18 protein-coding genes are annotated in these 20862 nt (G+C 61.2%); 14 read left to right on the top strand and 4 right to left on the bottom strand.

The genetic code is table 11. The features are described 5' to 3' along the window. The first annotated feature begins 32 nt into the window (after positions 1 to 32). The 5 genes from PU634_RS04510 to PU634_RS04530 all read left to right on the top strand — a co-directional run bounded on the left by PU634_RS04510 (position 33) and on the right by PU634_RS04530 (position 5156). On the top strand, positions 33 to 1970 hold the full coding sequence (locus PU634_RS04510; protein ID WP_306762867.1) for a (Fe-S)-binding protein: 1938 nt from the start codon (positions 33 to 35) through the stop codon (positions 1968 to 1970). Further along, positions 1963 to 3180 carry an electron transfer flavoprotein subunit alpha gene (etfA, locus tag PU634_RS04515; protein WP_306762868.1) on the top strand — a complete coding sequence of 406 codons (1218 nt, stop codon included), beginning with the start codon at positions 1963 to 1965 and terminating at the stop codon, positions 3178 to 3180. Before PU634_RS04510 ends, etfA begins: the two co-directional genes overlap by 8 nt. Beyond that, a complete protein-coding gene (etfB, locus tag PU634_RS04520) occupies positions 3170 to 3949 on the top strand; it encodes an electron transfer flavoprotein subunit beta (protein ID WP_306762869.1) in 780 nt (259 codons plus the stop codon). Before etfA ends, etfB begins: the two co-directional genes overlap by 11 nt. 133 nt (positions 3950 to 4082) lie before the next feature. Further along, a complete protein-coding gene (locus PU634_RS04525; protein ID WP_306762870.1) occupies positions 4083 to 4691 on the top strand; it encodes a glutathione S-transferase family protein in 609 nt (202 codons plus the stop codon). Positions 4692 to 4802: 111 nt separating this feature from the next. Beyond that, a complete protein-coding gene (locus PU634_RS04530; protein ID WP_306762871.1) occupies positions 4803 to 5156 on the top strand; it encodes a DUF4112 domain-containing protein in 354 nt (117 codons plus the stop codon). Here the strand turns inward: PU634_RS04530 and PU634_RS04535 are convergent. From PU634_RS04535 to PU634_RS04545, 3 genes are all read right to left on the bottom strand, one after another. Further along, on the bottom strand, positions 5149 to 5499 hold the full coding sequence (locus PU634_RS04535) for a DOPA 4,5-dioxygenase family protein (protein ID WP_306762872.1): 351 nt from the start codon (positions 5497 to 5499) through the stop codon (positions 5149 to 5151). The genes PU634_RS04530 and PU634_RS04535 overlap by 8 nt on opposite strands. Before the next feature lie 117 nt (positions 5500 to 5616). Beyond that, positions 5617 to 6450 carry a hypothetical protein gene (locus tag PU634_RS04540; protein WP_306762873.1) on the bottom strand — a complete coding sequence of 278 codons (834 nt, stop codon included), beginning with the start codon at positions 6448 to 6450 and terminating at the stop codon, positions 5617 to 5619. A gap of 640 nt (positions 6451 to 7090) precedes the next feature. After that, positions 7091 to 8467, bottom strand: a complete 1377-nt coding sequence (locus tag PU634_RS04545; RefSeq protein WP_306762874.1) for a DEAD/DEAH box helicase — start codon at positions 8465 to 8467, stop codon at positions 7091 to 7093. A 274-nt stretch (positions 8468 to 8741) separates the two neighbouring features. On the opposite strand from PU634_RS04545, the gene PU634_RS04550 reads away from it, so the two are divergent. The 6 genes from PU634_RS04550 (at position 8742) to gcvA (ending at position 14424) form a co-directional block, all read left to right on the top strand. Beyond that, positions 8742 to 9656: a diguanylate cyclase domain-containing protein gene (locus PU634_RS04550; protein ID WP_306762875.1), complete on the top strand. Its 915-nt coding sequence runs from the start codon at positions 8742 to 8744 to the stop codon at positions 9654 to 9656. Positions 9657 to 9661: 5 nt separating this feature from the next. Beyond that, entirely contained in the window at positions 9662 to 9808 is a 147-nt protein-coding gene (locus PU634_RS04555) for a hypothetical protein (protein ID WP_306762876.1), read from the top strand. Positions 9809 to 9950: 142 nt separating this feature from the next. After that, positions 9951 to 10619, top strand: a complete 669-nt coding sequence (locus PU634_RS04560) for an ankyrin repeat domain-containing protein (RefSeq protein ID WP_306762877.1) — start codon at positions 9951 to 9953, stop codon at positions 10617 to 10619. A gap of 28 nt (positions 10620 to 10647) precedes the next feature. Further along, the gene (locus PU634_RS04565) at positions 10648 to 11838 is read left to right on the top strand and encodes a cyanate transporter (protein WP_306762878.1); all 1191 of its coding nucleotides are present in this window, start codon (positions 10648 to 10650) and stop codon (positions 11836 to 11838) included. Positions 11839 to 11977: 139 nt separating this feature from the next. Beyond that, positions 11978 to 13324: a dimethylsulfonioproprionate lyase DddP gene (gene dddP / locus PU634_RS04570; protein ID WP_306762879.1), complete on the top strand. Its 1347-nt coding sequence runs from the start codon at positions 11978 to 11980 to the stop codon at positions 13322 to 13324. A 164-nt stretch (positions 13325 to 13488) separates the two neighbouring features. After that, complete coding sequence (gene gcvA / locus PU634_RS04575) at positions 13489 to 14424, top strand: transcriptional regulator GcvA (RefSeq protein ID WP_306762880.1); 936 nt, start codon at positions 13489 to 13491, stop codon at positions 14422 to 14424. Positions 14425 to 14630: 206 nt separating this feature from the next. Here the strand turns inward: gcvA and PU634_RS04580 are convergent, their stop codons facing one another. After that, a complete protein-coding gene (locus PU634_RS04580) occupies positions 14631 to 16337 on the bottom strand; it encodes a BCCT family transporter (protein ID WP_306762881.1) in 1707 nt (568 codons plus the stop codon). A 337-nt stretch (positions 16338 to 16674) separates the two neighbouring features. Between PU634_RS04580 and PU634_RS04585 the strand changes: the two genes are divergently transcribed. The 3 genes from PU634_RS04585 to PU634_RS04600 all read left to right on the top strand — a co-directional run bounded on the left by PU634_RS04585 (position 16675) and on the right by PU634_RS04600 (position 20858). After that, positions 16675 to 17862, top strand: coding sequence for an aromatic ring-hydroxylating oxygenase subunit alpha (locus tag PU634_RS04585; RefSeq protein ID WP_306762882.1), 1188 nt, complete (start codon positions 16675 to 16677; stop codon positions 17860 to 17862). Positions 17863 to 17865: 3 nt separating this feature from the next. Beyond that, positions 17866 to 19293, top strand: coding sequence for an aldehyde dehydrogenase family protein (locus PU634_RS04590; RefSeq protein ID WP_306762883.1), 1428 nt, complete (start codon positions 17866 to 17868; stop codon positions 19291 to 19293). A 191-nt stretch (positions 19294 to 19484) separates the two neighbouring features. Next, complete coding sequence (locus PU634_RS04600) at positions 19485 to 20858, top strand: FAD-dependent oxidoreductase (protein ID WP_442604707.1); 1374 nt, start codon at positions 19485 to 19487, stop codon at positions 20856 to 20858. Positions 20859 to 20862 lie beyond the last annotated feature (4 nt).

Consider the following 20862-nt stretch of genomic DNA (forward strand, 5'->3'; position numbering starts at 1 on the left):
GGGGGCAACCCCGGCCCTGCAAGGAGCCCGCTATGTTTGAGCCTGTGATCCCTTATTTGTTAACGCTGGCCTTTGCCCTGGCCGCCATCGGTGCCATGCGCCGGGTGCGGCTGTGGCGCCGGGGCCGGGCCAGCCCCGTGGCCTTCTGGAGCGGGCTGGCCGCCATGCCGCGCCGCTATCTGGTGGACTTGCACCATGTGGTGGCGCGGGACAAGTACATGTCCAATACCCACGTGGCCACCGGCGGCGGTTTTGTGCTGGCGCTGGTGCTGGTGGTGCTGGTGCACGGCCTGGGCCTGCACAGCGCCTGGCTGGTATGGCCGTTGCTGGGTGCCAGCCTGCTGATGACGGTGGGCGCGTTGTTTGTATGGAAGCGCCGCCGAAAGCCCGCCAGCGAACTGCCCAACTCGCGGCTGTCCCGTGGCCCCTGGCAACGACTGCCGAAAAGCCTGCTGGCGTTTTCGCTGGGCTTTTTTATCGCCACCCTGCCGGCCGCCGGCATTCTGCCCGAGGGCACCGGCAGTACCCTGCTGGGTCTGCTGCTGCTGGCGGTGTGCGGCTGGGGTCTGGGCGAGCTGGTGTTTGGCATGGCCTGGGGCGGCCCCATGAAGCACGCCTTTGCCGGTGCCCTGCACCTGGCCTTTCACCGCCGTCCGGCCCGCTTTGGCGGCGGCCGCGACACCGGCCTGAAGGCGCTCGATCTGAACGCCGACAAGCTGGGGGTGGAAAAGGTCACCGACTTTAAGTGGAACCAGCTGCTGGGCTTTGACGCCTGCGTGCAGTGCGGCCGCTGTGAAAGCAAGTGCCCGGCCTTTGCCGCCGGCCAGCCGCTCAACCCCAAAAAGCTCATTCAGGACATGGTGACCAGCCTGGCCGCCCAGGAAGAAGTGAGCTACCGGGGCAGCCCGCACCCGGGTCAGGAAGGCGCCGCCCGCACCGGCTGCCCCGACAAGCCGCTGGTGGAGAGCATGCTCGACAGCCAGACCCTGTGGTCGTGCACCACCTGTCGCGCCTGCGTGGAAGAGTGCCCCATGATGATCGAGCACGTGGACGCCGTGGTGGACATGCGCCGCTTCCTGACCCTGGAGCGGGGCCAGACCCCGGGCAAAGGCCAGGAAGTGCTGGAAAATCTGATTGCCACCGACAACCCGGGCGGCCTGGCCCCGGCCAGCCGCAGCAACTGGGCCGCCGATCTCAACATTCCGCTGATGAAGGAAGTGGGCGAGGCCGATGTGCTGCTGTGGGTGGGTGACGGCGCTTTTGACATGCGCAACCAGCGTACTCTGCGTGCCCTGGTGCAGCTGATGCGTGCCGCCGGCGTGGACTTTGCCTACCTTGGCAACGAAGAGCTGGACTCGGGCGATCTGGCCCGCCGCCTGGGCGACGAAGCCACCTTCCAGCGGCTGGCCAGGGCCAATATTCGTACCCTGGGCAAGTACCGCTTTAATCGCATTGTCACCGCCGATCCGCACTCGCTGCAAAGCCTGGGCACCGAATATGCCGAGCTGGGCGGCGAGCTGAACGTGGTGCACCACAGCGAGCTGCTGGCCGAGCTGCACCAGCAGGGCAAACTGGCGTTCAGCAATGGCCAGAGCGGCAGGCTGACCTACCACGATCCCTGCTATCTGGGCCGCTATAACGGCGTCTATGATGCGCCCCGCTACCTGCTCGATCAGCTGGGCTTTGAGCGCACCGAGATGGAGCGCAGCGGGTTCCGCTCCCGTTGCTGCGGCGGCGGCGGCGGCGCGCCGGTCACCGACATTCCCGGCGAACGCCGTATTGCCGACATGCGCATGGACGATGCCCGGTCGGTGGATGCCGAGCTGATGGCGGTGGCCTGCCCCCAGTGCACCCTGATGATGGAAGGGGTGGTGGAGCCGCGGCCCGAGGTGAAGGACATTGCCGAGCTGCTGCTGGAAGCACTGGTGCAGCCTGCCGAACAGCCGAACAAGGAGGAAGCCCATGTCTGACGTTATTCGCAAGGATCCGCGGCTGGCCTGGATTGCCCGCAACCGGCTGCATCCGCGCCATGGTGAGCTGAGCGGCCAGCCGAGCCGCGGCCCCACCGGGCTGCTGCGCAAGAACCCGCGGCCCCAGTGGCAATATGGCCCCAGCGGCCTGCGCCGGCTGGACCGGCTCAACATGCACGGCGCCGCCGGGGTCACCACCCTGGTGCGCAAGGCCAGCGAGCAGCCGCAATTGCCGCTGCATGTGGTGGACAATCCGCAGCATTACATTGCGGTGTGGCTGCCGCTGTCCGGCGGCCGCCTCACCGGCCACGGCAAGGACGTGCTCGGCCTGGCCCAGCAACTGGCGGCGGCGCAACACCAGGCCACCGCCGTGCTCGGGCTGGTGTGCGGCGAGCTGAAGGAAGGCATTGAGGAAGCGGGCGTGGATCGGCTGCTGCAACTGCACGGGGTGGACGGCTACCAGCCCGAAGCCTGGACCGAGCTGTGCCTGCAGGCCGACAGCGAATTCCAGCCGCTGCACTGGCTGTTTCCCGATGCCGGCGAGTCGGCCGAGCTGGGCCGGCGGCTGGCGGTGGCCCTGGGCGAGCGGCCCGCCACCGGGGTGTGGAAGTGGGAGGGCGAACAACTGATCGCCCGCAGCGGCGCCGGTCATCAGGACATTACCCGGCCGCTGTGCCGGCTGCTGTTGCTGCTGGAAGAGTGCGCCATGCCCTGCACCGAATACCGCTATCAGACCCTGCCGGTGGAATTTGAGGCCGATGCCTTGCCCACCGCCCGGGTACAGGATCAGGGCCGGGTGGCGGTGGACCCGTCCGACATTCCCCTGGCCGAGGCGGAGTTTATTCTCTCTGCCGGCAATGGCGTGCACGACTGGGAGCAGTTCCACCAGGCCGCCACTCTGCTGGGGGCCGCCGAGGGCGCCAGCCGGGTGGCGGTGGACGACGGCTTTATGCCGCGCAGCCGCCAGGTGGGGGCCACCGGTACCTGGGTGAGTGCCCGGGTTTACATTGCCGTGGGCATTTCCGGTGCCGTGCAGCACCTGCAGGGCCTCGGCAAGGTGGAAAAGGTGGTGGCCATCAACCAGGACAGTGACTGTGACATGGTGAAACGTGCGAACCTGAGCGCCATTGGCGACAGCCGCGACATTCTGGCGGCGCTGATGGAACTGGCATCGGCCAAATCGGAGCAGGAGATAAGCGATGCAGCCTGAGCAGTTGAATATTGCGGTGCTGGTAAGTGAAGGTCGCCACCCGGTGTCGGGCCGCGCCCGCCGGGCCCTGCAGGACGCCTGCGCCCTGGAGCTGGCCTTTGCTCTGGGGGGCGAGCTTGAGGTGATCCACGCCGGCGACCCCGAGTGCCCGGCGCTGCAGGATTACCTGGGCATGGGCCTGGAGCGGCTGACGGTGCTGCGTCAGGGGCCGGACGACGATGCCCTGTCGGTGCTGGCGCCCTACCTGGACGAACGTCAGCCCGATCTGCTGCTCACCGGCATTCATGCCGAGCAGGGCGAGGGCTCGGGCATGCTGCCCTACCTGCTGGCCGAGCATCTGGGCTGGCCGCTGGTGACCGGCATTGCCGCCATCGAGTCCATCGAGGGGGACGAGGTCACCCTGTTGCAGGCCCTGCCGCGGGGTCAGCGCCGGCGCATTACCACCCGGCTGCCGCTGGTGGCCAGTGTGGATGAAGCCGCCGCCAGCCCCCGTCAGCTCGCCTTTGCCCGGGCCCGGCGCGGTGCCATCACCGAGCAGCAACCGGTGGCCCCGCGCCGTGATGCCGAAAGCCATGGCTGGCAGTGGCAGGACGCCAAACCCAGGCCCAAGCGCCTGAAGGTGGCCCGCGCCAAGACCGCCGCCGACCGCTTCAAGCAGGCCACCGCCAAGGCCCAGGGCGGCAAGGGGCAAATCATTCGTGATGATCCTCAGGCCGCCGCCCAGGCCATTTACGACCTGCTGGTCGAGGAAGGAGTACTGCGCAAATAAGCACTGTGCTTTCGGAAGACAGCGCAAAACGCCGGCAACTGCCGGCGTTTTTTTTGCGTGTTGAGTCGTGCTCCTGCCCCATGAACCGTGCTTAACTGAGGACAGCCGTTGGACATCACCACAGGGAGCAAACATGAAACTTCACCATAAAACCGGCACCCCGAGTGCACAGCGCGTGACCATTTTCCTGCGGGAGCTGGGCATGGACATTGAAAGTGTTGAGGTGGATATTCGCGGCGGTGAAAACCGCTCGGCCGCGTTCAGGGAAAAGGCACCGAATGGCCTTATTCCGGTGCTGGAGCTGGACGATGGCACCTGCATTTGTGAAAGCCTGGCCATTTGCCGCTATCTGGATGCCACCACCCCCAATAACAAGGCGCTGTTTGGCCGCACTGCGCTGGAGCAGGCGCAGGTGGAAATGTGGCAGCGTATGGTGGAGCTGCAGGGCCTGGTGCCTGCCTTTCAGGCCTTTCGTAACCTGTCCGGCGTATATCAGGATCGTGAACACTGCATCAAGGAGTGGGGGGAGGAGTCGCGCCACCGACTGAAACAGTTTCTGCCGGTGCTGGATGCGCAGCTGGGCAAACAGCCCTGGGTGGCGGGTGAGCACTTTTCCGTTGCCGACATCTCCGCCTGGGTGCTCTGCGGTTTTATGCAAAGACTGGAGCTGACCCTGGATGACCGCCTGCCGCACCTGAAACGCTGGCACCAGCAAATGGCCCGGCGCCATTCGGTGCAGTAATACCGGCCCGGTGAGAAAATGGTGTCCCTGACAACCCGTACACCGTCATTCCCGCAAAGGCGGGAATCCAGAACAGACACCACCGAGCTCACCCCAAACACCAGGACCCCCATGCCAGAAAATGCCCAAAACCACACCCAGGAAACCCGTGAAAAACTCGACCGCCTGGCCTGGCTGCTGGACAGCGCCATCCGCCTGCCCGGCGGCTTTCGCATTGGTCTGGATGGCATTATGGGGCTGGTGCCCGGGGTGGGGGATTTGGCCGGCGCCGCCTTCTCGGGTTACATACTGCTGCAGGCCGCCCGTATGAAACTGCCGGCCACCCTGCTGGCGCGCATGGGCCTGAACATAGTGCTGGAAGTGCTGATCGGCAGTATTCCCGTGCTGGGTGACCTGTTCGATTTTGGCTTTAAGGCCAACCGGCGCAATATGCGGCTGATGGAGAAGTATTTCGAGTCTACCTGAATTGGCGTAAATCCAGCGGCACCGCATCACCCAGCCAGCAGGCATGGGTGGTATGGTCGGCCAGATCATTGCCGGTATCGGCATGCACCAGCACGCTCAGCGTGCCGCGATGCCGATTCAGCCAGGGAATAAAGCGATCAAAGTCGGCATGAGTGAACTTCACCTGACAGCTCCACCTGGTATGCGGCCCTACCGGCTTTTGATGAATACGCCCTACTTCCAGTGAAAACTCCTCGGCAATGCGCTGGCATAATGCTGTGGCAAACGCCAGTGTATCTGCATCGAAATAAACATGGGCATGGTAGGCATTGTGGTTGTTGATTGGGCGTTTTGGGCTGATCATATGAGTTTCATCTGGTGAGGTTGTGAAGCAGGCTTATCCTCTTGTTGAGGAGAGCGTAACGCCCGCGTAATAGGCGCGAGCTTGCGAGCGTCCTAATTGACGCGCTTGTTAAGCGATTCATGCCGACTTCCCCAATGCCCAGTCGCTTGGCCCAGAGACCGCCAATAGAGGAGCGTGGACTCTAATATCGATTCTAGACAGAAGGCCATACAAGAGATCGTTTAAGTTATGGTCATTTAGATAGTGCGATACAAACATATCGAGAGAATCTATTTTACCGATAAGGCTATATGTTTCTTTTATCTTCGGGTGATTAAGTAGCTTATCGGTAAATACATAATTCTTGAATACGGGCAAAATATTCTCTGCCTCAGACTCCTTTTTAGCTTCAGAGACTGCTTCCTCTAAAACAGCCTCATCAATTGATGCTTCCTTTTTCAAGATTGCCACTGGATCTATATCACCCAGTGCATGACTTAAATAGTTGAAATACATATCTTGCCACTGCATCCTGACGATGCCTTTTTGAATATCTTCATTCATGGCTTTAAATAGTTCATCAAAATTGGTGGCCAAATTAGAAAGAAGAGTTAATGATTTATTGAGATTCTTTAAGTCCGAACTCTCACCAACTTCCATGTCACTAATAACCGAAATCATTTTCTCCAACTGTGACTCCGCCTCTTTGGCAATTATTGCCTGCCTCTGCTGAATCCTGTTTTTTCGGAATTGAACATAAGCCAAAATAAAAGCTAATGCAGTAGCTATTTGTGCGATGCCATTGATGAGGTCTAAAAACGTTATTTGGGCACTGGACTCGTATCCACTCACAACTCCGAATATAATGCAGGCGCCATAGGTGACATACGCTGTGGTTATCACAACGATACAAACCATCCCGACGAAATCAAGCGATACAGGCCTTTTTAGATTGGCTTTTTCAAATAGCACGATGCTAGTTCCTTGCTACCGTTTAACATTTTAATAACGAGTATGCTCATATTTTTTCTTTGGTGATTTAGTGAGAGCTTTATTTAAGTTACTGATTTCATTGCGTAAACAATCAATATTAAAACTTTTTGAAAGTGTGAAAAATGAGCATGCTCACTTACGCTCAGGCCTTGCTCACTATTCCCGAATGTGAAACGTATAACCTTTTTATCTAAATTGCATTTTTATCGAGCAGCCTTTATTTTTGAGCATGCTTGCGCAGCCATATGTGCATGGTTGGCTGAATGTTAAAAATACACTGTACAAAAATCAGGCTTTTGGTCTGCATCAGGCCAGGCTACCGCCCTTCACTGTTGCTGAGGCGTAAGCGCATGCCTGAGGTACTCTTTTGGGGCTGTATTTTTGTCGTATGAGGCTGAAAAAGCAACGGGGAGAGGGCATTTTGCGAGGCTGGTGTGGGATTTTGGTGGGGTTTATGGGTGGTTTTTGGTGATGTGCGGCGTTTAGGGCAGGGTGTTTGGGGTGAGTTTGGTGGCGTCTGCTCTGGGTTCCCGTCCCCCGCCTTTGCGGCGAATGACGTTCCTTCGCGGGAATGACTAAAAACAAAAAGCCGGCCAATGTGGCCGGCTTTTGCACTTGGTTATCGAGAATACCGCTCTGCACGCTTGCCGCGCAGTTTCTTTTTCTTCGGCCCGGCTTTTTCGGTGGTGGTCTTTTTCAGGCGCACGGGGCTTGGGCTGCGCTTTTTGCCGCTGTCGGTGCGGTTGCTCTTGGGCGGGTTGTGGCCGCCGGCGCCTTCCAGTTCAATGGTGGTGGCGGTGGCCTTGTTGGAGCGGCCGGAGAGCACCTTGCGGGAGATCTTCTTCAAGAGTACATCCCGGTTGGAGACTTCATAGCCCGGCTTGTTGATGCGCTTGATGGGGGCGCCAATCAGTTTCTCAATGCGCGCCAGGGTCTGCTCTTCTTCCCGGCTTACAAAGGAAATGGCCTTGCCCGGGGCGCCGGCGCGGCCGGTGCGGCCAATGCGGTGCACATAGTCTTCCGGCAGGTAGGGCAGGTTGAAGTTCACCACCTGCTCCAGGCCCTGAATGTCCAGGCCGCGGGCGGCCACTTCGGTGGCGATCAGCACCTGCAGCTTGCCGGACTTGAAGTCGGCAATGGCCCGGCGCCGGCTGCCCTGGCTCTTGTCACCGTGGCACACCGCCGCTTCCACCTTGCGCTTTTTCAGCCCGGCCTGCAGCCGGTCTGCCTGCTCCTTGGTGCTGGTGAACACCAGCACCTGAAACCAGTTCTGCTCGTCGAGCAGTTGTTCAAACAGCTCAATCTTGCGGCTTTCTTCCACCGGATACACCGCATGGCGCACGGTGTCTGCGGTGCTGTTTACGCGAGTCACGCGAATTTGCTGATGGTTGTGCAGCACCTTGTGGGCCAGCTCGTTTACCGCCGGTGAGGTGGTGGCGGAAAACAGCAGGGTCTGGCGCTTGGGCGCGGTCAGCTGCATCAGCTTGAGCACATCGGCAATAAAGCCCATGTCGAGCATGCGGTCGGCTTCGTCCAGCACCACAAATTCCACGTCGGTCAGGGCCACGTTGCCCAGGGTAATGTGCTCCATCAGCCGGCCGGGGGTGGAGATCACCAGATCGCTGCCGGCGCGCAGCTTGTTGGCCTGGCCGCCCATTTTCACGCCGCCATAGAGGGCGGTTACGCTCAGGTCCAGGTATTTGGCATAGGCGGTAATGTTGTCGGCCAGCTGCTCGGCCAGTTCCCGGGTGGGGGTGAGGATCAGCGCCCGCGGGCGTCGCTCCACCGTGGCCCTGGGGTTGTCGAGCATGCGTTGCAGCACGGGAATGGCAAAGGCGGCGGTTTTGCCGGTGCCGGTTTGCGCGGTGACCTGCAGGTCCTTGCCGCGGCGGGCGGGCACTATGGCCTGGGTTTGTACCGGGGTCATTGCACTGTAGCCACAGTCTGCCAGCGCGCGCTGCAGCTCGGGGGCCAGATCCAGAGATGAAAATTGCATGTGAGTTCCTCTGTAGTGTCGCTACAGTCAAAAAATCGAGGGGGGAATATACCGTATTTTGACGTTTTAAGGTGAGAAAGTTTTGACATGAAGCGAGGCTGTGCAAGGCACATGCGTTGTTGTTCGGGATATCTTGATTATGACCGAGTCTGGTTTAAGTATTTGAATAACTTGCGCTTTAAGTGGGGGCTCAGATAGGGGATTGCCTGGGTGAGCAAACGGTCAGGCAGGTTGGTGCGTATGTTGCAGGGTGCGGTCAAGGGAAGGTTGGGTCATGGATGGTGAATTTATGGAATATCACGAGTACGGCATGCTGGCCGTCACCGAAGCGGGTTACTGGATAAGTGTATATTCGGCCTGGGCTGCTCTGGCGCTGGTAGCGAGTCTCACGGGAGCGGGGCTGTGGCTTTTCTGGCGTTGTCACAAGCGTTTGCAAGCGCTGCAACGGCGGGTGCAGGAGCTGGGTGAAAATGCCGACTCTTTTCGTTATCTGGTTGAAACCGCTCACGAAGGCATCGTGGTGGTGCAGAATAAACGGCTGGTCTACCTGAATCCGCGTATGTGCGAGATGACCGGTTACAGTGAAGCCGAGCTGAAAGCGTTGCCGTCCTTTCTGCCCCTGATAGATCCTTCCGTGCGGGACGTCATGATGGCGAATCATCTGCGCCGGCTGGCCGGTGAGCCGTCTCCGCAACGCTATGAAAGCCTGTTTCTGAAAAAGGACGGCAGCAGTTATCCCATTGAACTCAGCGGTGTCGCCATTGTGTGGCAAGGGCGGCCGGCTACCCTGAACATGCTCACCGATATTTCCGCGCGCAAGGTGGCCGAAGAGAAAATGCAGTACCTGGCGCATCACGACCTTCTCACCGGCCTGCCCAATCGTTACATGCTCCACGAACGTCTGCAGCAGGCAATTGCGCTGGCTCAGCGTACCGGCGTGCCGCTGGCCGTGCTGTTTATCGATCTCAATGGTTTCAAGCAGGTGAATGATAGCCATGGCCATGAGGTGGGAGACTGCCTTTTGCAGCAGGTGGCCATGCGCATCAAACCGTTGCTGAGAGAGTCCGATACCCTGGCCCGCATGGGTGGCGATGAATTTGTGGCACTGCTGACGCAGGTGTCAGACCCGCAGGGAGTGGCGCACACGGTGGCGCGCATCAAGGGGCCATGGCGGATCCGTTTCGGATGAATGGGGTGTTATTACACAGCTGCGTCAGTGTGGGGGTGGCGCTGTACCCGCAAGACGGCGCCACGGCGCAGGCCCTGCTGAACCAGGCCGACCACAAGATGTATGCCGATAAACACCGTTTTTACCAGCGCAAGACGCTGGCGCAAGGCTAAGTCAGGTGCGCTGTCGCCCCTTCTTGCCATTTATTCTTTTATTCAATAAATCTCATTTGAATATTTAATTTTTCAATAAACAGGCGGGCTTCTACCATGCATTTAGTCGAGTCATGCTCACACCGATAAAAAGGAGCTGCTTGTGAAGCGTTCGCGTTTGCCCATTTACCTTGTCTGGCTGGGAGCCCTGCTGATGTCTGTGGTAACGATGGCCGGCGAGCCGGAACAACAACTGCGGGCGGCGGCCATCAAGGGCGATGCCGAACGCATTGTCACCCTGCTGGAACAGGGCGCCGGGCTGGAAAGCCGGGACGACGACGGCCGCACCGCACTGATGCTGGCCACCCGTCACAACCGGGTGGAGGCGGCGCGGGTGTTGATCGCCGCCGGTGCCGACGTGAACGCCAAGGACCATATTCACGACAGCCCCTACCTGTATGCCGGCGCCAGTGGCTATAACGATATTCTGGCGCTCACCCTGGCCCATGGTGCCGATCTGGCCAGCACCAACCGTTATGGCGGTACCGCCCTGATTCCCGCCGCCGAGCGCGGCCATGTGGATACGGTGAACATGCTGATCGCCGCCGGGGTGAATGTGGATCACATCAACCGGCTGCACTGGACCGCCTTAATGGAAGCCATTGTGCTGGGGCAGGGCGGGCCGGAACATACTCGGATTGTGGCGCTGCTGCTGGACGCCGGCGCCGACCCCAACATTGCCGACGCCGACGGCATCACCCCGCTGCAGCATGCCCGGAAGCGCGGCTACACCGGCATGGTGCGGCTGCTGGAACAGGCCGGCGCCCACTGAACCTTACCCCCGTAACCGGAATGCATAAATGACCGCTCAATCCCGTTCTTTTGCCCGAGAGCAGGGCGCCATGCTGCTGCTGGTGGTGCTTGTTGGCCTGAACCTGCGTCCTTTTATTACCGGCCCGGGCCCGGTGATGGAGATGATCCGCACCGGCACCGGTCTCAGTTATGTGGGCATGTCGCTGCTCACCCTGCTGCCGTTTTTGCTGATGGGGGTGGGTGCCTTTGTGTCGCCCGGGCTGCAGGCCAGGTGGGGCACCCGCCGGGGGCTGCTTACCGCCCTGGCGTTGCTGATGCTGGGCTCGGCCCTGCGGGGCATTGCCGGTAACGGCGTTACCCTGCTGTTTACCGCGCTGCTCTGTGGCATGGGCGTGGCCTTTGTGCAGTCGGTGTTTCCCGGCATTATCAAACAGCAGTTTGCGGGGCGCATGGCCATGGTCACCGGTCTCTATTCCGCCATGATCATGGGCGGCGGCGCCTTTGGCGCCCAGCTTACGCCCTGGCTGGCGGGCAGCGAGCATCACTGGCAGCAGGCGCTGGCCTGGCTGGCACTGCCGGTGGCTCTGGCCTGGTGGTGTGCCCGCAAGGTGCTGGCGGAGCAGGGCGGCAAGCGCCCCGAGCCGGGGCTGGCGAAGCGCCTGCTGGCCCGGCCCCGCACCTGGCAGCTGATGCTGTGCTTTGGCTTTGTTAACGCCGGTTACTCCACCATGGTGACCTGGCTGGCGCCCTATTATCAGCAACTGGGCTGGACGGCGGCGAGCAGCGCCGGCCTGGTGTCGGTAATGGCGGTGGCCCAGGCGGTGTCGGCGGTGGGCATTACCCTGCTGGCCCGGGGCCAGGACAGGCGCCCCTGGCTGTGGCTGACCCTGTTGCTGCAGTTCACCGGCTTTGCCGGCCTGCTGCTGCAGCCGGAGCTGGCGCCCTGGTTGTGGGTGGCGGTGTGTGGTGCAGGGCTGGGCGGCAACTTCTCCATGTCGCTGGTCACAGCGCTGGATCACTTGCCACAGCCTCAGCAGGCCGGTGTGCTCACCGCGCTGATGCAGGGCGGCGGCTTTTTGCTGGCGGCGCTGGGGCCGCTGGCAGTGTCGTTGTTGCTGGAGTGCACCGGCACCTTTGCCGCCGGCTGGACCCTGCATCTCGGCCTGGTGAGCGTGGTGTTGCTCACCACCCTGCGTTTTAACCCGCGGCGCTATGCCCAGGCCATGGCCAGTGCCTGAGGCCACACGGCTCGCATGTTCTGCACTCATGCGAGCCTGAGTTTTTGTCGCTTTTTCACTCTGGTTGGTTGTGACAACTTATTAACATTTCTGCATGGGCAGGAATATTAATCACGGTCACTATCAGCAGGGGTAAACCATGAACAGTGCTGGCTTTTTTACGTCGGTATCTTCCAACAGAAAGATCGATCCTTCCCGTCGCCGGGGGCAGTTCAAGCCCGATGGCTCCCTCAACGACAACGACAGGGTCGAAATCGGTCCCACCGAGCTGGCCTTTGCCGAATGGCGGGAGCGGGGGCTCACGCCACCCACCTTAAGCCGCATGCGGGAATACCGGCTGCAGCGCATTGTCGGCGAGCTGCAAAGGCGGGATCTGGCCGGGGTGCTGCTGTTCGACCCGCTTAATATTCGCTATGCCACCGACACCACCAACATGCAGCTGTGGATCACCCACAACCATGCCCGGGCCTGTTTTGTGTCGGCGGCGGGCCATGTGATTTTATGGGACTTTCACAACTGCGAGCACCTGTCGGCCCACTTGCCGCTGGTAAAGGAGGTGCGCGGCGGCGCCGCCTTTTTCTATTTCGAAACCGGCAACAAAACCGAGCAGCACGCCGCCAGATTTGCCGCCGAGGTGCAGTCGGTGCTGCGGGAGCACGGTGGCAACAACCGGCGGCTGGCGATCGACAAAATCGAAATGGCCGGCTTTACCCAGCTGCAGCGCCTCGGCATTGACATGTTCGACGGCCAGGAGGTGATGGAGCTGGCCCGGGCCATCAAGAACGAAGACGAAGTCAACGCCATGCGCTGCGCCATTGCCTCAACCGAAATCGCCATGAAGCAAATGCAGCAGGCCTCGGTGCCGGGCGTCACCGAAAACGACATCTGGTCCATTCTGCATGCGGAAAACATTCGCCGGGGCGGCGAGTGGATTGAATGCCGCATTCTGTCTTCCGGCCCGCGCACCAACCCCTGGTTTCAGGAGTGCGGCCCCCGGGTGGTGCAGGCAGGGGAGCTGCTGGCCTTTGACAGCGACCTTATCGGCTCCTACGGCATGTGCGCCGACATTTCCCGCACCTGGCTGATTGGTGACCACGCGCCCACGGCGGAGCAGAAGCACCTGTATCGTGTGGCCCACGAGCATATTCAGCACAACATGAGCATCCTCAAGCCGGGCATGAGCTTTCGGGAGGTGACCGAGGCCGGCCTGTTGCTGCCCGAGCCTTACCGGGCCCAGCGCTATGGCGTGATGATGCACGGCGTGGGGCTGTGTGACGAATACCCCTGCATTCGCTACCCGGAAGATCTGGAGGGCCACGGTTACGACGGCGTGCTGGAGCCGGGCATGACCCTGTGCGTGGAGGCCTATGTGGGCGCCGTGGGCGGCCGGGAAGGGGTCAAGCTGGAAGATCAGGTGCTGATCACCGACACCGGCGTGGAAAACCTGACTTCCTACCCCTTTGAGGCGGCCCTGCTGGCCGATTAGGCCTGTTCTGGCTCCCGCCTTTGCGGGAGCCAGCAGCATTATTTTCGGCGGGATCACATTCGTGCCTTTTGGCACCCTGTTGCCGCTGGTCGCCGCCGGAAATAATGCTAGAGTGCGCGCCGAAACGGACCGGAGCAGTTCGTCCATCTACGTCAGGAGCGACCATGAAAATCAAGCCACTGCCGCCCATGAACAGCCTGATTGTGTTCGAGGCGGCGGCCCGCCACCTCAGCTTTACCCTGGCCGCCAATGAACTGAGCGTGACTCAGGGCGCCATCAGCCGGCAAATTCGCCAGCTGGAAGAATATCTGGGCAAGGACCTGTTCGTGCGGGCCAACCGCAATATTTCCCTTACCCCCACCGGCATGCAGTATTACCAGACCATTTACCGCGCCCTGCTGGATGTGGCCCAGGCCACCGGCGAAATTAAAAAGTGGCAGGGTGAGCAGCAAATTACCGTGGCCACCACCAACGCCATGGCGGCGCTGTGGCTGCTGCCCAAGGTGGCGGCGTTTCAGCGCGAGCATGGCGAAGTGGATCTGCGCATTCTCGCCTCGGATCAGGTCACCGACTTCCGCCGGCTCGACTGCGATATTGCACTGTTTTATTGCCGGCTGCCGCCGGCGGAGATGAAGGTGACCCGGCTGTTTCCCGAAGAGGTGTTTCCGGTGTGCAGCCCGGGTTATCTGGAACGCACCAGAGACTGGGGTTCACCGGAAGAGCTGTTCAGCAGAACGCTGCTCTATCTGGATGAATCCCAGCGTGACTGGCTGACCTGGCAGGAATGGTTCGAGCAGGTGGGCTGGTCGAACATTCAGCCCCGCAACCGCATTAACATCAACAACTACCCCATGCTGATCCAGGCCGCCGTGAACGGCCAGGGCATTGCCCTGGCCTGGGGCTCGCTGGTGGATGAGTACCTGGAGAACGGCGCTTTGGTGCGGCCGGTAGACACGGTGCTGCGCACCCCCGCCAGTTTCTGCATGCTGGAGCCGCTGAACCGGGGCGTGGTGCCCAACAGCGTGAAACTGTTCCGCAGCTGGCTGCTGGAGCAGTTGCCGGGTCAGGTGGGTGAAAAGGGCCTGCACGACGGCAGTTGAGCGAGGATCCATTTATCGCTTTTGTCATTCCCGCGTTGTTATTTGTCATTCCCGCGAAGGCGGGAATCCATTTTTCAGACGCTGTCTTGCTCTAATACCGTGCACGTCTGCTCTGGACTTCCACCTGCGCGGAAGCGACGGTGCTCAACAAAAAACCGGCATGTCGCCATGCCGGTTTTTGTTGTTAACGCTGGTTGTCAGGCTGCTTACTTGCCCACTATGGGGTTATTCCAGTTCACCGCCGGAGTGGCCTCGACGCCGTCGTCCACCAGGGGTTGCACTGAGCCGTCCAGCTTGGCCGGGGCCGGACGCACGTTGTCCGGCACCATGGCCCAGGGCTTGGGCTCGCGGCGAATGCTGTGCACCAGGGTCAGGCTCATCACCGCAATAAAGATGCAGATGGGAAAACCGGCAATAATGGAGGCGGTTTGCATCGCCTTCAGGCCGCCGGCATAGAGCAGCACGCCGGCAATGGCCGCGATCATGATGCCCCACAAGATCCGTATTGGTTTGGGGGGCTCCGGGTTACCCAGTGAGTCCAGGGTACAGAGGATCAGGGTGCCGGAGTCGGCCGAGGTAATGAAATAGGTGCCCAGCAGCAAACAGGCCAGCACACTCAGCAGGCTGCCCATGGCGCCCGCGTCCAGCTCGTCAAACAGGGTGAACAGCGCTAGGGTGGTGTCCTTCTTGGTGGCTTCCAGAATGGGGCCGCCGGCAAAGGGAGCCTGGGCCGGCTCACCGGCTTCGGCCAGCGCCACCGCCTGTTGCTCATAGGCCACCCGGGCGTCCTGCTCCACCTTCAGCGCCGAGCCACCAAAGGCGGCCATCCACAGAAAGGTCATCAGGGTGGGCACGATCAGGGCGCCGCCAATCAGCTCGCGAATGGTGCGGCCTCGGGAGATGCGGGCGACAAACATGCCCACAAAGGGCGCCCAGGTCATCCACCAGGGCCAGTAGTAGGCGGTCCACCAGTTCTGCCAGCCGGAGTCACTCTGGGCGTCGCTCCAGAAGCTCATGCCCACCACCTGGCTGCTGTAGTCGCCCACGCCTTCCAGGAAGGAGTGCAGAATATAGCGGGTAGGACCGATGTAGAGCACCACCAGCACCATCAGCACCGACAATACCATGTTCCACTCCGACAGCCGGCGAATGCCCCGGCCCACCCCCGACAGCACCGAGGCCACGGCGCAGGTGCACAGCACCACGATGATCAGCAGCTGCACACCCAGACCGATGCTGGTGCCAAACACCTGGTTCAGGCCGGAGTTAATCTGAATGACCCCCATGCCCAGAGTCTGGGAAATGCCAAAGGCGGTGATGGCCACGGTAAGAATGTCCACCGCGTGGCCGATGGGGCCATAAATGCGGTTTCCGATCAGCGGATAAAGAATGGAGCGCAGGGTCAGCGGCAGGCCCTTGCGGTAGGAGAAATAGGTCAGCGCCAGGGCCACGATCAGAAAGATCGACCAGGGGTGCAGGCCCCAGTGAAAGAAGGTGAGCCACATCGACACCCGGGCCGACTCGTTACTGAGGCCTTCCGCAAAGGGGTTGCTGGCATAGTGCCACATGGGCTCGGCCACCGACCAGAACACCAGGCCAATGCCCATGCTGCCCGAGAACAGCATGGCAATCCACGACAGGTAGCTGAACTCGGGCTTTTCATCGTCCTTGCCCAGGCGAATGTGGCCGAAGCGGCTGATCATCAGATACAGCAGCAGGCCGGTGACCAGACTGACCACCAGCAGGTAAAACCATTTCATGTTTTGCAACAGGGCGCCCGACACGGTTTCAAAATACTGGCCGGCCTGGTTGGCCATGATGGCGCAAAACAGTACAAAGCCGATGACCAGCACCTTGGAGGCGATGGTCACCGTTGGGTTGAGTCCCTTCAGGATCCCGGATGTAGCACGCATAACTCCTCCCTCTTCCCTCTGCGTATTACGTTTTCAGGTGAAATTGGTTAACGGTCTGTTAACGGCGTGAGAGTAGGGATAGCGCAACACGCGCTCAAGTTATTTTTTCTCATCCGTCAGTGATAACAGCTCATGCGTTGGGTATTTAACCGCCTCGAAGGGAAGGGGGGTTACATTTGAATCACATTTTTTACGGATGACAAAAGCTCATCCACACCCGGCCAAAAAGTCGTTTGTTTGTTGCCACCTTGTTAACCAGAATCCACCCCATCGGCACCCAGCGTGCCAACAACAAGGAACCACGCAGTGAGCACTGCGTTACTGTGGAGAAAGCAACATGAGCAACGTCAGCCAGAACATCATTCCTGTGCAGCAGGTAGACAGCGTACTGAACCCGATTGTGGAAGCCAGTGGCATGCCCAACACCGCCTATGTCAGCCAGGAATATTTCGCCTTTGAGCGTGACAAGGTCATTGGCAAAACCTGGGCCTGCATCGGCTTTGCGTCCGACCTTATCAAGAATGGCTACGTGATGCCGGTCAGCTTTATGAACCTGCCGCTGCTGATGATGCGCAACAAGGACGGTGAAGTGCAGGTGTTCCACAACGTCTGCAGCCACCGCGGCATGCAGCTGGTGCAGGAAGCCGGCGAAGTGCAGGGCATGATCCGCTGCCCCTACCACTCCTGGACCTATGATCTGAACGGCAACCTCAAAGGCACGCCCCACATCGGCGGCATTGCCAAGCACAAGGACGACCGCTTCAAGTGCGAAAAGCACGGTCTCAAGCCGCTGCGCTCCGCTATCTGGATGGACATGGTGTTCGTTAACCTGTCCGGTGATGCCCCTTCCTTTGAAGAGCACATCGCCCCGCTTGAAAGCCGCTGGAGCGAGTTTCTGGGCAACGACGGCCTCGGCCTGCTGCGCCGGGTCAACATGGGCGGCCACCTGGAAATTGAAGTGGCAAGCAACTGGAAGCTGACGGTGGAAAACTACTGCGAAGCCTACCATCTGCCCTGGGTGCACCCGGCCCTGAACACCTATTCCAAGCTGGAAGATCACTACAACATCATGTTTGAAGACCGCTTTGCGGGTCAGGGCAGCTACAAGTACGACCTGTCCGGCACCGCCGGCACCCACCTGCCCACCTTCCCGAGCTGGCCGGAAGACAAGCTGCGCCATGCCGAATATGTGGCGTTGTTCCCCAACGTGCTGCTGGGCATTCAGGCGGATCATGCCTTTGCCATGATGATTGACCCGATTCACGCGGAAAAAACCATTGAACGGCTGCGCCTCTACTACGTGGGCGACGAAGCCACCAAGGACGAATACGCCGCCTGCCGCACCGCCACCCTGGAATCCTGGCGGGTGGTGTTCGGCGAAGACATCGGCGCCGTGGAAGGCATGCAAAAAGGCCGTCACTCCCCCGGTTTTGGCGGTGGTGTGTTCTCGCCCGAGATGGATCTGCCCACCCATTTCTTCCAGAAATGGCTCGCCACCCAGACCAAAGTCGCCCTGGAGGACTGAACAATGCAACATTACCTGAACTACATCGACGGCCAGTGGCGGAACGCCGAGCGCCAGATCACCGTAATGAACCCGGGCACCGGTGAGCCCTATGCCACCATCGCCCAGGCCGGCATTGAAGACGCCGACCAGGCCATGGCCGCCGCCCGCCGCTGCGTGAACAGCGGTGCCCTGAGCGACGTGCGTCCGGCCCAGCGCACCACCTGGATGCTGAAGGCCGCCGAGGCCATTCGCGCCATCGCCGACGACGGTGCCCTGGTGGCCTGCCGGGAAAACGGCAAGAGCCTGAACGATGCCCGCGACGAGTTTATCGAGGCGGCCCGTTACTTTGAATATTACGCCGGCATGGCCGACAAGATTGAGGGCATTTCGGTGCCCCTGGGCAAGGACTATGTGGACTTTACCCAGTACGTGCCCTTTGGCGTCTCGGTGCAGATTGTGCCCTGGAACTTTCCGGTGTCCATCTGTGCCCGTTCCCTGGCGCCGGCGCTGGCCGCCGGCAACGCCGTGGTGATCAAGTCACCGGAAATCTCGCCCCTGGCCATGACCCTGCTGGTCAGGGCGGTGGAGCAGGCCGGTTTCCCTCAGGGCGCGGTCAACCTGCTGTGCGGCAAGGGCTCCGAGGTGGGCAGCCACCTGGTGAAACACGTCGACACCAACCAGATCGTGTTCACCGGCTCGGTGCCCACCGGCCAGCGCATTCTGAAGGATGCGGCCGAGCGCGCCACCCCCTCGGTGATGGAGCTGGGCGGCAAGTCCGCGGCCATCGCCCTGGCAGACGTGGATCTCGACACCCTGCTGGCCAGCGTCAAGGTCGGCATTTTCTTCAACGCCGGCCAGGTGTGCTCGGCCATGTCCCGCCTGCTGGTGCACCGCAGCCGCTACGACGAGGTCAAGGCCGCCGTGGTGGCCCTGGCCGAGGGCCTGAGCATCGGTCAGGGCGAAGGCAACCCGGATCTCACTCCGGTGGTGTCGGAAGGGCAGCAACAGCAGGTGCTGGCGATGATCGAGCAGGCCCGCAACGAGGGCGCCACCGTGCTCACCGGCGGCAAGGCGCCGGACCTGTCCGGCTACTTTGTGGCGCCCACCGTGATCGAGGCCACCGCCGACATGCGCATTGCGCGGGAAGAAGTGTTTGGCCCCGTGCTGGTGCTGATGCCCTTCGATGACGAAGACGAGGCCGTGGCCCTGGCCAACGGCACCGACTTCGGCCTGGTGGCCGGCGTGTTCGGCGAAGGCCTGAGCCAGACCCTGCGGGTGGCCAACCGGCTGCGCGGTGGTCAGGTGTTTATCAACGAATGGTTTGCCGGCGGCATTGAAACCCCCTTTGGCGGGGTAGGGCTGTCGGGCTTTGGCCGCGAAAAGGGCCAGGAAGCCATCTACAGCTATGTGCAGACCCGCAATATCGGCATTCGCCTGCGTCATGGTTAAGTCATAAATAGCGGGCGCTACCGCATGCCAGAGGTCAGAAACGAACGCAGACACGCCGTGAACCCATCCATGGGGGCTCCGCTGCGTCATCCCTGACGCAGAGGGTCTGCTTATCGCAACCTGACCTCTGTCCAGTCATGTGCGGTGCAGCAATCGTGATTCAGTAGTAACAGGGTAGTGGGGAGAGGAAGATGAAAAAGTGGTTATGCATCATCTGCGGACTGATTTATGACGAAGCCAAGGGCTGGCCGTCGGACGGCATTGCCCCGGGCACCCGTTGGGAAGATGTGCCGGACGACTGGCTGTGCCCCGATTGCCTGGTGGGCAAGGCGGATTTCGAAATGATCGAAATCACCGACGACGCGCCCGCCCCGGTGGCGGCGGTGGCCGAAGCCGAAACGCCGGCGGTTGCCCCCGTGCTGGAGCCGGTGGTGATCATCGGCACCGGCCATGGCGGCTATCAGCTGGCGGCGGCGCTGCGCGCCCGTTCTCCCGAACTGCCCATTACCCTGTTCACCGCCGACGACGGCGCCCTTTACAGCAAGCCGGCGCTGTCCAATGCCCTGGCACTGGGCAAGGACGGCGACGGCCTGGTCAGTGAAACCGCTCTGGCCTGGGAGCAGCGCCTGGGCGTGCGGGTTTACCCTCATACCCGGGTCGAGAAAATCGACCGGGAAAACAAGCGGCTGCACACCAGCATTGGCGAATACCCTTATGGTCGCCTGGTACTGGCCACCGGTGCCGCGGCCATCGAGATCCCCGTGGCCGGCGAGCAAAGCGCCATGGTAAGCGTCAACGATCTGCTGGACTACCGCCGTTTTCGCGAGCGGCTGGCCGGCAAGCGGCACGTCACCATTCTCGGTGATGGCCTGATCGGCTGTGAGTTCGCCAACGATCTGGCGGCCCAGGGCATAAGCGTAACCGTGGTGGGTCTGGGTCAGTGGCCGATGGAGCGGCTGATCCCGCAGCCTCTGGGCGAGGCGCTGCAGCGGGCCCTGAGCGGCCTGGGCGTGGAGTGGGCGCTGCAGAACAGCATTACCCGCATCGACGCCGAGGGCGAGGGTTATCGTCTGCAGCTGCAGAGCGGTGACGAGCTGACCACGGATCTGGTACTGAGCGCCGTGGGCCTTAGGCCCAACACCGGCCTGGCCCAGGCAGCGGGGCTGGCCACCGGCCGGGGCATCAGCGTCGACCTGGCCCATGCCACCAGCGACCCCGCCATTTTCGCCCTGGGCGATTGTGCCGAGGTGGCCGGGCAGTGGGCGCCCTATATCGCCCCCATTAACCAGGCCATTCCCGCCCTGGTGGAAACCCTGCTGGGCCGGCCCACCCAGGCCAGCCTCAAGGATTCGCCGGTGCTGGTGAAAACCCCGGTGCTGCCGCTGTCGGTACAGCCGGCGGTGGGCCCCGGCGAATGGCGGGTAGAAGCCCACGGCGAGGAATTGGCCGCCGGTTTTTACGGATCCGACGGCAGCCTGAACGGCTTTGCGCTGCTGGGCCGCGAGCTGCAAAGCCAGCGCAGCCAGTGGCTGGAACAACTTAATCCGGCACGAAACGTGGCCTGAGGAA

Origin of the sequence: Oceanimonas pelagia (genome assembly GCF_030849025.1) — a bacterium.
GTDB classification, from domain to species: Bacteria; Pseudomonadota; Gammaproteobacteria; order Enterobacterales; family Aeromonadaceae; genus Oceanimonas; species Oceanimonas pelagia.

Coding starts and splice junctions, on each gene's coding strand:
- PU634_RS04565 (WP_306762878.1), top strand. CDS start 10,648: ATGACCGCTCAATCCCGTTCTTTTGCCCGAGAGCAGGGCGCCATGCTG.
- dddP (WP_306762879.1), top strand. CDS start 11,978: ATGAACAGTGCTGGCTTTTTTACGTCGGTATCTTCCAACAGAAAGATC.
- PU634_RS04545 (WP_306762874.1), bottom strand. CDS start 8,467: ATGCAATTTTCATCTCTGGATCTGGCCCCCGAGCTGCAGCGCGCGCTG.
- etfA (WP_306762868.1), top strand. CDS start 1,963: ATGTCTGACGTTATTCGCAAGGATCCGCGGCTGGCCTGGATTGCCCGC.
- PU634_RS04600 (WP_442604707.1), top strand. CDS start 19,485: ATGAAAAAGTGGTTATGCATCATCTGCGGACTGATTTATGACGAAGCC.
- etfB (WP_306762869.1), top strand. CDS start 3,170: ATGCAGCCTGAGCAGTTGAATATTGCGGTGCTGGTAAGTGAAGGTCGC.
- PU634_RS04530 (WP_306762871.1), top strand. CDS start 4,803: ATGCCAGAAAATGCCCAAAACCACACCCAGGAAACCCGTGAAAAACTC.
- PU634_RS04590 (WP_306762883.1), top strand. CDS start 17,866: ATGCAACATTACCTGAACTACATCGACGGCCAGTGGCGGAACGCCGAG.
- PU634_RS04525 (WP_306762870.1), top strand. CDS start 4,083: ATGAAACTTCACCATAAAACCGGCACCCCGAGTGCACAGCGCGTGACC.
- PU634_RS04550 (WP_306762875.1), top strand. CDS start 8,742: ATGGATGGTGAATTTATGGAATATCACGAGTACGGCATGCTGGCCGTC.
- PU634_RS04585 (WP_306762882.1), top strand. CDS start 16,675: ATGAGCAACGTCAGCCAGAACATCATTCCTGTGCAGCAGGTAGACAGC.
- PU634_RS04535 (WP_306762872.1), bottom strand. CDS start 5,499: ATGATCAGCCCAAAACGCCCAATCAACAACCACAATGCCTACCATGCC.
- gcvA (WP_306762880.1), top strand. CDS start 13,489: ATGAAAATCAAGCCACTGCCGCCCATGAACAGCCTGATTGTGTTCGAG.
- PU634_RS04580 (WP_306762881.1), bottom strand. CDS start 16,337: ATGCGTGCTACATCCGGGATCCTGAAGGGACTCAACCCAACGGTGACC.
- PU634_RS04510 (WP_306762867.1), top strand. CDS start 33: ATGTTTGAGCCTGTGATCCCTTATTTGTTAACGCTGGCCTTTGCCCTG.